Annotated in this window: 13 protein-coding genes; all 13 read left to right on the forward strand. The window is 41.4% G+C overall.

The window, feature by feature from the left end; all coding sequences use genetic code 11:
• Positions 1-24 precede the first annotated feature (24 nt).
• The 13 genes from ACQKMH_RS03690 (at position 25) to ACQKMH_RS03750 (ending at position 13148) form a co-directional block, all read left to right on the forward strand.
• A complete protein-coding gene (locus ACQKMH_RS03690; protein ID WP_427586131.1) occupies positions 25-855 on the forward strand; it encodes an ABC transporter permease in 831 nt (276 codons plus the stop codon).
• An 18-nt stretch (positions 856-873) separates the two neighbouring features.
• Positions 874-2229 carry an LLM class flavin-dependent oxidoreductase gene (locus tag ACQKMH_RS03695; protein ID WP_427586132.1) on the forward strand — a complete coding sequence of 452 codons (1356 nt, stop codon included), beginning with the start codon at positions 874-876 and terminating at the stop codon, positions 2227-2229.
• A 118-nt stretch (positions 2230-2347) separates the two neighbouring features.
• Positions 2348-2962 carry a nitroreductase family protein gene (locus ACQKMH_RS03700; protein WP_427586133.1) on the forward strand — a complete coding sequence of 205 codons (615 nt, stop codon included), beginning with the start codon at positions 2348-2350 and terminating at the stop codon, positions 2960-2962.
• 202 nt (positions 2963-3164) lie between these two features.
• Positions 3165-3443 (forward strand): DUF2325 domain-containing protein, encoded by a 279-nt coding sequence (locus ACQKMH_RS03705; RefSeq protein WP_427586134.1) that lies wholly within the window; start codon positions 3165-3167, stop codon positions 3441-3443.
• A 78-nt stretch (positions 3444-3521) separates the two neighbouring features.
• Positions 3522-4286, forward strand: a complete 765-nt coding sequence (locus tag ACQKMH_RS03710) for an alpha/beta hydrolase (RefSeq protein WP_427586135.1) — start codon at positions 3522-3524, stop codon at positions 4284-4286.
• Between the two features lie 326 nt (positions 4287-4612).
• On the forward strand, positions 4613-5761 hold the full coding sequence (locus ACQKMH_RS03715) for a M20 family metallopeptidase (RefSeq protein ID WP_427586136.1): 1149 nt from the start codon (positions 4613-4615) through the stop codon (positions 5759-5761).
• 111 nt (positions 5762-5872) lie between these two features.
• On the forward strand, positions 5873-6634 hold the full coding sequence (locus ACQKMH_RS03720; protein ID WP_427586137.1) for a tRNA threonylcarbamoyladenosine dehydratase: 762 nt from the start codon (positions 5873-5875) through the stop codon (positions 6632-6634).
• A 189-nt stretch (positions 6635-6823) separates the two neighbouring features.
• On the forward strand, positions 6824-8011 hold the full coding sequence (locus tag ACQKMH_RS03725) for an ABC transporter substrate-binding protein (protein ID WP_427586138.1): 1188 nt from the start codon (positions 6824-6826) through the stop codon (positions 8009-8011).
• 76 nt (positions 8012-8087) lie between these two features.
• On the forward strand, positions 8088-8966 hold the full coding sequence (locus ACQKMH_RS03730; protein ID WP_427586139.1) for a branched-chain amino acid ABC transporter permease: 879 nt from the start codon (positions 8088-8090) through the stop codon (positions 8964-8966).
• 13 nt (positions 8967-8979) lie between these two features.
• On the forward strand, positions 8980-9951 hold the full coding sequence (locus ACQKMH_RS03735) for a branched-chain amino acid ABC transporter permease (RefSeq protein ID WP_427586140.1): 972 nt from the start codon (positions 8980-8982) through the stop codon (positions 9949-9951).
• The gene (locus ACQKMH_RS03740) at positions 9926-10705 is read left to right on the forward strand and encodes an ABC transporter ATP-binding protein (protein ID WP_427586141.1); all 780 of its coding nucleotides are present in this window, start codon (positions 9926-9928) and stop codon (positions 10703-10705) included. Before ACQKMH_RS03735 ends, ACQKMH_RS03740 begins: the two co-directional genes overlap by 26 nt.
• The gene (locus ACQKMH_RS03745; RefSeq protein WP_427587499.1) at positions 10705-11412 is read left to right on the forward strand and encodes an ABC transporter ATP-binding protein; all 708 of its coding nucleotides are present in this window, start codon (positions 10705-10707) and stop codon (positions 11410-11412) included. Before ACQKMH_RS03740 ends, ACQKMH_RS03745 begins: the two co-directional genes overlap by 1 nt.
• A gap of 557 nt (positions 11413-11969) precedes the next feature.
• Positions 11970-13148: an ABC transporter substrate-binding protein gene (locus ACQKMH_RS03750; RefSeq protein ID WP_427586142.1), complete on the forward strand. Its 1179-nt coding sequence runs from the start codon at positions 11970-11972 to the stop codon at positions 13146-13148.
• The last annotated feature ends 49 nt before the right edge of the window (positions 13149-13197 follow it).

Raw genomic sequence — 13197 nt, forward strand, 5'->3', positions numbered from 1 at the left:
CATTTTATAGAAGAGGTGAAAAAATTGACTAGTTTTAATAAATCATTAACGGCTCCCATTCATACTTCGCAACGAATTCGTTTTTCTTTTAATTGGACTCGAAAGTTTGTGAAACAAACGGTAGCCATTTTTCTTTTACTTGTACTGTGGGAGGTAGCTCCCCGAATTGGTTTAGTTGATTCTACTTTCTTTCCGCCTTTTTCAAAAGTGGCAGAAGGTTGGTGGGGCTTGGTGATTTCAGGTGACTTATATGCCCACTTTCAAGCAAGTATTCGCCGTTCGTTTTTCGGATTTGGATTGGCCATACTCATTGCGATCCCTTTGGGTCTCATCATTGGATGGTATCCGTTAGCCAATGAACTGTTAAACCCGGTCTTAGAGTTGTTCCGTAATACAGCTGCATTAGCTCTATTGCCTGTCTTTATTTTACTGCTTGGTATTGGGGAAACATCCAAAGTTACAATTGTGTTATTTGCTTGTACTTTTCCGATTTTATTAAATACGATTAACGCTGTTCGAAATGTCGATCCGTTACTGATTAAATCAGCCAAATCAATGGGGTTACCATCCTACAAGTTGTTTTATAAAGTCATTTTGCCTGCTTCAATTCCGACTATTTTTACAGGAATACGTATGGCCGGGACAGCCTCTATTCTTGTTTTAATTGCCGCCGAAATGGTTGGAGCCAAGGAAGGATTAGGCTATTTAATTAATTATGCTCAGATGAATTTCCAAATCCCTCAAATGTATGCTGGTATTATTACCATTTCTCTGCTCGGTTTTATACTAAATTATCTTTTAGTGTCATTAGAGAGAAAGTTCTCAAGCTGGAAGACAAATCCAAATGAAAAATAAAAGAAAGAAGGAAATAGGATGACTAATTATAAGCAGGAAATGAAATTAGGCGCATTTTTCATGATACCGGGGCATCATGTCGCAGCTTGGCGGCATCCGGAAGCAGAAGCTCATCATGTGATGACTTTTGATTTTATAAAAAGGATGGCTCAAACAGCAGAGCGTGGAAAGTTTGATATGATTTTTCTTGCGGATGGGTATGCAGTAAGAGCCAAAAATCAAAAGGTAGTAGGGCAAACGGTGAATACTCTTTTTGAACCGTTCACGCTGTTATCCGCACTTTCTGCGGTCACAAAGCATGTCGGACTTGCAGGGACGGTATCGACTACCTATAATGAGCCATTTAATGTGGCGCGAAAGTTTGCATCTCTTGATCATCTGAGCGATGGCCGTGCTGCGTGGAATGTAGTGACATCAAATACGGAAGCAGAGGCGCGCAACTTTAACCAAGACCATCACTTACAGCATTCAAAGCGTTATGAACGTGCTGAAGAATTTGTCGATGTTGTCACGAAACTTTGGGATAGTTGGGAGGATGAAGCTCTAGTTTTTGATAAAGAATCGGCGGAATTTGCGGATTCTTCCAAAATACATTCGATTAATCATAAAGGAGAATGGTTTTCCGTTGAAGGACCATTGAATGTTTCCCGTCCAGTGCAAGGGCACCCTGTTGTCATCCAGGCTGGTTCTTCCGAAAACGGGAAGGAGCTTGCGGCACGCACTGCAGAAGTAATTTTCACAGCTTGGCAAACACTTGAAGAAGCTCAAGCATTTTATTCCGACGTTAAAGGAAGAATGGCGAAATATGGGCGATCTCCAGATGAGTTAAAAATCATGCCTGGCATCTTCCCGGTCATCGGCAGAACGGAAGAAGAAGCGGAAAAGAATAAAGCACTGCTCGAGGAACTCATTCCAGAGGATGCGGGGATTGCTCTTTTGTCTGGTATGATAAGTGTTGATTTATCAGGCTACCCAGTGGATGGGCCGTTGCCGGATCTACCTGAATTGGATCAGGTAAACGGTGGGAAAAGTCGTTTTAAGTTATTGAAGGACCTTGCTGATCGCGAAGGGCTGACGATTCGCAAACTGTATCAACGGATTGCCGGTGCCCGCGGACATAGAGAAATAAAGGGTACGCCTGAGCAAATTGCGGATCAAATGCAGGAATGGTTTGAAAATGGGGCAGCAGATGGATTCAATATAATGCCTCCTTATTTACCAGGCGGCCTGGATGATTTCGTCAACCAAGTCATTCCTGTGCTACAAAAACGCGGATTGTTCCGTACAGAGTACACAGGTAGTACTTTAAGGGAGAATTTAGGATTGAAACGACCAGCGAACACTCTGATTGCTAAAGTAAAAGAACCGATATAACGGATGTTAGGAGGAGACGTGAACTTTGTTCTTTTCTGTTTCTATAGGTTTTCTTGACTGGAGATGAAAATCATAAATGGAAACAAAAATAATTCTATAGGAAATGAGGATGGATATAATGAGTTTACCTAATGAAAATGTTGAGCAACTTTCAAGTGAGGTTAAAGAATATCGTAAAGCTGAGCACTCTGTTAGTCCCTTGTTTTTAAATCGCTGGTCTCCTCGTGCTTATTCTGATCGGAAGATTTCTGACGATGATTTGTATAGTGTTCTTGAAGCTGCACAATGGGCACCTTCATCTTTCAATGATCAGCCTTGGCGCTTTATTGTAGCTAAAACAGAACCACAACTAAAGATTTTTCATGAGTTCTTAATTCCTTTTAATCGGGCTTGGGCAGAAAAAGCCCCTGTTCTTGTTCTAGTAGCATCAAGTACACGTAGAGAGAATGGCGATCCAAACGGAGCACATGCGTTTGACGCCGGAACTGCTTGGGGTTACTTAGCGATTCAGGCAACTTTACTGGGACTTAGCACACATGCAATTGGAGGATTTGATAAAGATAAAGCCCGAAACTTGTTGAATGTGCCAGATGATTTTGATCTTCATGCAGTCATTACCATTGGCTATCGTGGTGAAAAAGAAGCACTCGAAAAGAATTTGCAAGATCGAGAGAATCCAAGCACCAGAAAGCCATTAAAAGAAGTTGTTTTTGAAGGAGCAATAAATTCGTAAACTAAAATATATTTCTAGTAATAATCGGAGCAGACTAGGAGATCTCTGTTGTTTACGGTGACCAAAATCAAAAGTTGCTGAATAGAGTCATTAGCTTATAACATGGATTTTATCGTCGATCAGTCTACTAGAGACTTTAACCCTAAGGAGTTTTTAAGCCTAAGAGTTAAAGTCTTTTCTATCTAGAGGGGAGGTGTAGGATATGCAATCATTGTTGGTTGTTGGTGGAGATAAACTCGGTAACATCACCAAAAAGCTAGAGCAGGAAGGGTATAAGGAAGTGATTCATTTAAACGGAAGAAACACACGGATGACTCGAAAGGAAATACCAAGGAAAATAGATTTAATCTTAGTTTTGACTGACTATATTAATCATAATCTTTCAATAGTTATTAAAAGAAAAGCCCAAAAACAGGAGATTCCCATTCGTTTTTCTAAACGTTCCTGGTGCTCCATATATACTGAATTGAAAAAAACATGATTCATAGCTAATCTAGGTGAAAATCAAATAAGTTATGGGTAAGAAAAAGACTGAGAACGCAAAAGGAGGAAGCTGAAGATGGAAGAGAAATTTCCAGTAATAAAGGGCGCAGAATCGTTTGATTTTAAGGGAAACGAAATTGGTATTTTGATTTCACATGGATTTATAGGCACTCCACAAAGCGTACGATTTCTAGGTGAAAGACTTGCTCAATATGGATATACCGTTATAGCTCCGAGGTTAAAAGGGCACGGTACCCATTACTATGATTTAGAAAAGTGTACCCAGGAAGAATGGTTTTCCTCACTGGAAAAAGGATACCAAGAGTTAAAAAAACGGTGCACAAGTATTTTTGTTATGGGCCAGTCCATGGGAGGAACATTGACACTTTGGCTTGCTCGTAAGTATCGTGATATTAATGGCATTATCTTGATTAATTTAGCCTTAACAGTTCCAGCATACGAGTATTTAATGGGAGAATCAAATCCGAGGTTTATTGACGAAGGTAATCCTGATACTAAAGCAAAAAATGTTTATGAAATCGCTTACCGAAAAGTACCTTTAAAAGCGATCCATGAACTGCAAAAGCTAATGGAAAAAACCTCTGCTATACTGTCACATATTCATTGTCCGGTTTTAGGTGTTAAATCAGCGGTGGACCATGTCGTACCTCCTGAGAATACGGATTATATTCTCGAAAACATAGGATCAAAAACTAAGGAAAGGGTCGTTCTGCAAAATTCTTACCATGTGGCATCTATGGATCATGACAAAGACCAAATTGTGAAGGAATGCCACCGTTTTGTTCAGCAACAAGTTGGTCACGGTGTTGTTTATCAATAATCAGAAAAAAATTTTTATTTTAATTCATACTTAGCATATGTGTTTAATGTATTTTAAATATCTAGAAAAATTTGAGTAGGTAAAGGATCTCCATTCAAGATAAGGGTATCTTGAATGGAGATCCTTTTTTGCAATACATTGAAAACTAACCAAAGGGTGAGAAGTAAACGAGGATAGAATGTATTAGAAAAGATCCCAAACTAAGGAGTAAACCTCATTTAACTCTCGATTATGATTTAAATATCCTCATATAAGTAACATTCCACAATCTAGAATCGTAAATTAAAGTAAGGTTGAAAATAATAATCAGCCAAGGATGGAAAGTAGTGAGGGCTTTGAAGGATTTATTGTATGCAAAGAGGAAAGAGATGCTTCAATTGTTGGAGCAGCTAGTGAATATAGATAGTGGTTCTCGTACAAAAAAGGGTATTGATGAAATTGGTTCGATTTTAAAAGCGAAATTTGAAAGTCTTGATTTTATCGTGAACGTCGTTGAGCAAAAGCATTATGGAAATCAGCTGGTCATTCAGCATCGTGACGCAAATCAACCGCATATTCTTGTAGTCGCACATATGGATACGGTATTTCCGGAGGGGACAGCGCAAAAACGTCCTTTTAAAGTAAAAGGGAATCGGGCATTCGGACCTGGTGTAGCAGATATGAAGTCTAGCTTGGTTGAACTTTTTTATGCGATCCTTTGCTTGAAACAGACGGGGCAGACAGGCTATAAGCATATCCAGATCATTCTCAATAGTGATGAAGAAATCGGATCTCCGTCGTCCGCTTCACTCATCTCGGAAAAAGCGGTCAATAAAAAGTTCGCGTTAATTCTTGAACCGGCAAGGACGGATGGTTCACTAGTCACGGCAAGAAGGGGCTGCGGTCAATTTAAAGTGGATATTGTTGGGGTGGCCGCCCACTCGGGGATCGAACCGGAAAAGGGCCGAAGTGCCGTTGAAGAATTGGCTCATAAGATCATCGCTTTACATCAATTGAATGATAAAAAGGAAGGAATCAGCGTTAATGTCGGCATGATTGAAGGTGGTTCCGCAGTCAATATGATCGCTTCCCATGCGGCTGCCTTTGTGGATGTGCGGATCTCTGAAAAAAAGCAGGAAGATATCATCCTCAAACAAATGAAAAAAATCTGTGCCGAAACGTATATTCCAGGAACGAAAACGACATTAAGCGGGAAAATGGACCGGTCTCCCATGGAAAAGAATGAGAAATCGAGCCTGCTATTAGAGACGATCCGTCAAGCGGGGAAAGAAATCGGAATCCCCATCACCGATACGGCCACGGGTGGAGGTTCGGATGCCTCCATTACCTCTGAATTGGGAATAGCGACGGTAGATGGACTCGGACCCATTGGAGGGAATGCACATGGTGAAGGTGAGTATTTGGAAATTCCAAGCCTGACGGAACGGACACTTCTATTGGCCACTGTCCTTCAAAAATTATCAAAAATGACCTAGTATACTAATTCCGATTAGACTGCTCATATTTCGCTTGTCATAAATGATGTTTATGATATATTGTTAATTGGGAAGCTAAATAAGAACAGAATTTATTGGAGTTGAACATATATGCTGCATCAGTTTTCACGAAATGAATTAGCAATTGGCAAGGAAGGCATCGAAATATTGAAAAACACGACCGTCGCTGTCCTAGGGGTAGGCGGCGTAGGTTCTTTTTCAGCTGAAGCTTTGGCACGTACGGGGGTCGGCCGCATTATTCTTGTCGATAAAGACGATGTCGACATCACAAATGTAAACAGACAGATTCATGCTCTTTTATCAACAGTCGGCCAACCGAAGGCGGAATTGATGAAAAATCGAATTCAAGACATCAATCCCGATTGCGAAGTGATCGCTCTTAAAATGTTCTATACAGAAGAAACGTTTGAAGAATTCTTCAGTTATGGCCTGGACTATGTCATAGATGCATCCGATACGGTGATTTATAAGATGCATGTGATGAAGGAGTGCTTGAAACGGAATATCAAGGTGATTTCAAGTATGGGGGCAGCTAATAAAATGGACCCAACCCGTTTTCAAATTGCCGATATCTCCAAAACGCACACAGATCCGCTAGCTAAGGTCATTCGTACTAGATTACGAAAAGAGGGCATTACAAAGGGAATCCCCGTTGTCTTCTCCGACGAAAGCCCGATTGTCATTCGTGAGGATGTCCGAAAGGAAGTCGGCAATGACGAGGCAAAAATCCGTAAAGCCCAAATGCCGCCATCTTCGAATGCCTTCGTTCCATCTGTAGCTGGCTTAATTGCTGCAAGCTGGGTGATCAATGATATTTTAAAAGACATTGAAGTTCGCCGTGTAAACGATTGATAAACTGTTGACTGACTCTATACAGGGTCAGTTTTTTTGTTTGGAAATAGTAGATATTCCCTTTTAATAACTTTTTTATCCATATCATATAGACGGGGTCGAAAGAATGAGATACACTATTTTCAGAATATTATTTTTATTCAGATATTCTATTTGTTTAAAAGAACACACAAAACAAGGGGGTTTCAAATGAAGAAGAAAAAGCTAGCAGGAGTGTTTCTATCACTTTCATTGGTTGCAGGGGCGCTGGCAGGTTGTAATGGAGATTCGAAAACTAGCAGTTCAAGTGGGGGTTCATCCGATTCGGGTGACACAATTAAAATTGGGGCCAACCTTGAATTGTCTGGAGGTACGGCATCATTCGGCCAATCGGCTGCCGATGGTTTGAAACTGGCCATCGATGAAATTAATAAAGAAGGTATCAATGGTAAAAAATTAGAAATCGTTAAGGTTGATAATAAATCAGATGCAGCAGAAGCTACCAGCGGATCGATTAAGCTAGTAAGTCAGGACAAGGTTGTGGCTGTAGTCGGATCAGCTACAAGCACAAACACATTGGCACAGGTCCAGGTGGCGCAGGATAATAAAGTTCCTCTACTCACACCAACTGCAACAAATCCCGATATCACCAATAAAGCCGGAAAATTAAATGATTATGTGTTCAGAACATGCTTTATCGATCCATTCCAAGGAACGGTGGCCGCTAATTTCGCATCTGACGAAATAGGGGCGAAGACGGCAGCAATCTATGTGGATAGCGCAAGTGACTATTCTAAAGGATTGGCCGCTGCGTTTAAAGAAGCGTTTACTGCCAAGGGCGGTAAAATCGTCGCAGAAGAAGCATATGTTACAAAAGACACTGATTTCCGCTCTACATTGACACGCATCAAATCCGCAAAACCAGAATTCGTTTTCCTTCCTGGCTACTATGAAGAAGTCGGATTGATCTTAAAACAGGCGCGTGAAGACGGCATAGACCTTCCATTCATGGGTGGAGACGGCTGGGATTCCCCGAAAGTCGTTGAAATTGCCGGAGCGGAAGCGCTAAAAAATACTTATATCACCAATCACTATTCACCAGAAGATGAAGATGCAAAAATCCAGGATTTCGTTGCAGCCTTCAAAAAGGAATATAATAAAACACCGGATGCTTTTGCCGCACTTGGCTATGACACTGGGTACTACCTGGCTGATGCCATCAAAAGATCTGGGGATGCCTCTCCTGAAAAAATCAGACAAGCATTGGAAGAAGTCAAGGATCTTCAATTAGTTTCCGGAACGCTGAACCTTGATGAAAATCATGATCCTATCAAATCAGCCACCATCTTGGAATATGTAGATGGTAAACAAACATTCAAGACAAAAATCAATCCATAATACCTTATGTGGATAGGGGGCATATTCCCCCTATTCTATATTCACTTAAAAAACACCTTATCGGGGAGAGTGCAATATGGAACTGATTCAGCAATTGGTAAATGGCATTTCACTCGGCAGCATTTATGCGTTGATCGCTCTTGGTTATACGATGGTATACGGGATCGTCAAGCTCATAAATTTCGCCCATGGCGACGTATTCATGGTTGGTTCATTTGTAGGGTTTTATGCCATTACGGTAATGGACTTATCTTTCATCCCGGCTTTATTGATTTCGATGTTCACTTGTGCCATTTTTGGTGTGTTAATTGAACGAATTGCTTATAAACCTCTTCGTAATGCAACACGGATTGCGGCCTTGATAACGGCCATCGGTGTTTCCCTTCTAATAGAAAATGGGCTGATTTACATCCGGGGCGCCCAGCCGGAAGCCTATCCAAACAATGTCCTTCCGATGGATAAACTCGATATTTTGGGAGTTTCCATCAGCAGTCAATCGATATTGATCTTATCTGTATCCATCATATTAATGATCATCCTACAATTTGTTGTCCATAAAACCAAAATCGGCAAAGCGATGCGTGCCGTTTCATTCGATTCCGAAGCGGCAAAGCTTATGGGAATCAATGTGAATAATACGATTTCAGCTACATTCGCCATAGGTTCGGCCCTGGCAGGAGCAGCCGGTGTCATTTTTGGAATCTACTATATTAAAATCGAGCCGCTAATGGGTGTTCTTCCAGGCCTTAAAGCATTTGTTGCAGCCGTTTTGGGCGGCATCGGCATTATTCCGGGAGCGATGGTCGGCGGACTGTTGCTTGGAGTCATCGAGGCTTTGGTCAGTGCTGCCGGTTACTCATTATGGCGCGATGGTGTGGCTTTTATCGTTCTTATCTTGATTTTGATTTTCTTGCCGCAGGGACTATTCGGTAAAAATAAAAGAGAAAAAGTATAGGGGAGACAAGGCGATGACTACTTTAAAGAATTCAAAGGGTTTTTGGCTCTCGATCGTGCTCGCACTTATTTTTTTCGGAATCATGCAGTTCTCCATTTCAAGCGGTATGCTCAATCCATTTTATATCAATACACTCATGTTCATCGGGATCAATATCATGCTGGCGACGAGCCTTCATTTAATCATTGGAATAACCGGGCAATTCTCGATCGGACATGCAGGGTTTTTAGCGGTAGGGGCCTATGCTTCGGCCGTAATGACAATGAAGTTGGAATTGCCTTTCATCATAGCCATATTGGCTGGCGGCATCATCGCCGCTGCTGCCGGTATGATGATTGGGATACCAAGCTTACGTCTAAAGGGGGATTACTTGGCGATAGCAACACTCGGTTTTGGTGAAATTGTCCGGATCGTCCTATTGAATATTGAATATGTAGGCGGGGCAAGCGGAATGCAGGTATCCCATCTGACTACCTGGCCATGGGTATTTGCCTGTGTCATGATTACCGTTATCGTCATCCGGAATTTCACCAATTCGACTCACGGACGTGCATGCATATCCGTAAGAGAAGACGAAACGGCCGCAGATGCAATGGGTATCAATACCACCTATTACAAAGTGGCGGCTTTCGTCATCGGCGCATTTTTTGCCGGAGTTGCCGGATCGCTTTATGCCCATAATTTCTATATTATCCAGCCGTCAAATTTCGGTTTTCTAAAATCCTTCGATATTCTGATTTTCGTTGTTCTCGGCGGACTTGGAAGTCTGTCAGGTTCAGTCTTGGCGGCAATTTTACTGACAATCGTGACAACATTCCTTCAGGATTATCCGGAAACGAGGATGATCATTTACAGTCTTGTCCTGATCTTGATGATGATCTTCCGCCCGCAGGGTTTAATGGGGACAAGGGAAATCTCGACACTGTTCACCCATAAAAAGACGAAAGGGGGTCCAAAGGATGGAAGCCACAATACCGTTGCTTAAAGTAGATTCGGTGGGTATCCGTTTTGGTGGATTGAAAGCCGTATCGGATGTGAACGTAGAATTATTTCCAGGGGAACTTGTTGGACTGATCGGACCGAATGGAGCTGGGAAAACGACCTTTTTCAATTTGTTGACGGGCGTGTACGTCCCTACAGAAGGAACGATTGCCTTAAATGGGGAAAATCTAAAAAAACAACCTCCTTATAAAATTACGAGAAAAGGAATCTCGAGGACCTTTCAAAATATCCGCCTTTTCAGTGAGCTATCTGTGATCGATAACGTAAAGGTCGCTTACCACTCACTTGCCAAGCATGCGATTGTAAGCTCCGTATTCAGGTTGCCGGGACATTTTTCCGGGGAGAAGGATATGGATGAAAAGGCGTTGGAATTCTTGAGGATTTTCAACTTGGACCATTTTAAAGATGAAAAAGCGAAGAACCTTCCATACGGACAGCAAAGGCGGCTGGAAATTGCACGCGCTCTTGCCGCAAATCCGAAACTTCTTTTATTGGACGAACCTGCAGCCGGAATGAACCCGCATGAAACGAAAGAATTGATGAATCTCATTGCTTTTATCCGGAAGGAATTCAATCTTACTGTCTTACTGATCGAACATGATATGTCGTTGGTGATGGGGGTATGCGAACGGATTTACGTGCTTGATCATGGACAGCTTATCGCTCACGGAAAGCCGGAAGAAATTCGTAACGATCCAAAAGTTATCGAAGCGTATCTCGGCGAGGAGGTTTCATGATGCTGAAAATTGAGGACATCAATGTGTATTACGGGAACATCCAAGCGCTAAAAGGGGTTTCCATGGAAATTAACCAAGGGGAGATCGTCACTTTGATCGGAGCGAATGGAGCGGGGAAAAGCACGCTGCTCAAAACGATTTCCGGGCTGTTAAAACCTAAGCAGGGAAAGGTTTTATTCGAAGGCGATCCCATTGGAGGAAAAGCAGCACAGTCCATCGTTAAAATGGGCATATCCCATGTACCTGAAGGCCGCCGTGTCTTTGCCAATATGACCGTGGCTGAAAACCTGGAGCTTGGAGCCTATTTACGAAAAGACAAAGAGGGTATTAAAAAAGATATGGAAAAGGTTTATGAGTTGTTTCCGAGGCTGCTTGAGAGAATCAAACAACAGGCTGGCACACTATCAGGCGGTGAACAGCAGATGCTTGCAATGGGCCGCGCTTTAATGGCGAAACCACGTTTATTACTGCTTGATGAACCTTCCATGGGACTTGCACCGCTGCTGGTGAAGCAAATATTCAACATCATTCAGGAAATCAGTGAGATTGGTACAACCATCCTTTTAGTCGAGCAAAACGCCAACCTTGCTTTATCCATTGCCGATCGTGCTTATGTCGTTGAAACCGGAAGAATTGTCCTCTCGGGCAAAGCCGAGGACCTTACATCAAGTGAAGAAATAAAAATGGCTTATTTAGGAGGCCATTAAAACCGCCGTTCGGCGGTTTTTTTTGTGGAATCGATGATGGGATTATGCAAAATATATGAAATCGAATAAGAAAACCAAGAAGTTTCATGCAGCATTTTATACATTCAAGATAGTAAAATTCAATTTTGAAATAGGAATTAAGACTAAAAATAGAGAAATGAACTGGGTTTAATTCCCTATCGATGTGCTTGTATTTTGGTAAAAATGTTATAAAAAGGATGATAATAAAGTGAGAATGAATAAAATTTTTTGAGAAAAAAACAAGGGATTTACAATATTGATATAATTAAATTATCAGTTTTTTCTGATTTTATCCTTTATTCACGCAATATTTAAAATATATAGGTATAAAAATGACATCGTGCTATCTGTGAAAAATATCCCATTTAACGAAATTTTCTCATAATTATTGTATAGACGGAATGAAAATTATGCGGTAAACTATTTTTCGAAATATTAATTTAATTTAAAAAATTTCATCTAATCAATTTTTTCTGGGGCGTCTTGAATAAATATTCATGCATCAGAGCGATGATTACAAAATGGAGGGATTATTTATGAAGAAGAAAAAACTAGCAGGTGCATTCCTTTCTCTGACACTTGCTGCAGGTGTACTAGCAGGTTGTTCCGGCTCTGGATCATCAGAAAAATCAAGCGGGGATGGAGATACGATCAAGATTGGTGTCAACCTTGAATTATCAGGCGGCGTAGCATCATATGGTCAATCAATTGCGGAAGGCCTTGAACTTGCGACAGCAGAAATCAATAAAGAAGGCATTGACGGAAAAAAAATCAAACTAATAAAAGTAGATAATAAATCAGAAGCGTCTGAAGCAACAAGCGGGGCAATCAAGCTGACATCACAAGATCAGGTTGCAGCGATCGTAGGTGCAGCGACAAGTACGAACTCGATTGCACAAGTACAGATTGCACAAGATAATAAAGTGCCGGTCATCTCACCTTCTGGTACAAGCCCTGAAATCACTTTCAGCAAGGATAAATTGAACGATTACATTTTCAGGACAAGCTTCATCGATCCGTTCCAAGGAACGGTTGCAGCGAATTTTGCCACAAAAGAAATCAAAGCAAAAAGTGCAGCCATCTATATTGACAGCTCAAGTGATTATTCAAAAGGATTAGCGGCAGCCTTTAAAGAACAATTCGAAAAAAATGGCGGAAAGATCGTGGCTGAGGAAGCCTACATTGCGAAGGATACTGATTTCCGTTCCACATTGACTCGTCTGAAATCAGCAAAACCTGATTTCATCTTCCTTCCTGGTTACTATGAGGAAGCTGGTCTGATCGTGAAGCAAGCACGTGAAACTGGATTGGACGTTCCATTCATGGGCGGCGACGGCTGGGATTCTCCTAAGCTAGTTGAAATTGCCGGTGCAAAAGCGTTAAATAACACGTTCATCACGAACCATTATTCTTCAGGTGACCCTGATGAGAAAATTCAGAATTTTGTGTCTGCATTTAAAGCGAAGTACAAAGATAAATCCCCGGATGCATTTAATGCTCTAGGATACGACACAGGATATTTCCTTGCTGATGCAATCAAACGTGCTGGTTCAGCTGATTCAGAAAAAATTAAAGAAGCATTGGAAAAAACGAAAGACCTTGAGCTTGTAACAGGTACATTTACATTGGATGAAAAACATAATCCAATCAAATCCGCTACCATTCTTGAATTTAAAGAAGGAAAACAAGTATTCAACACTAAAATCAATCCTTAATTTCGGAGAACAAGTCCAAACCTTTCGCCGGCCCTTCTTCCATAAGAAG

The organism is Peribacillus sp. NPDC097895 (assembly GCF_050277555.1).
In the GTDB taxonomy this organism is placed as follows: domain Bacteria; phylum Bacillota; class Bacilli; order Bacillales; family DSM-1321; genus Peribacillus.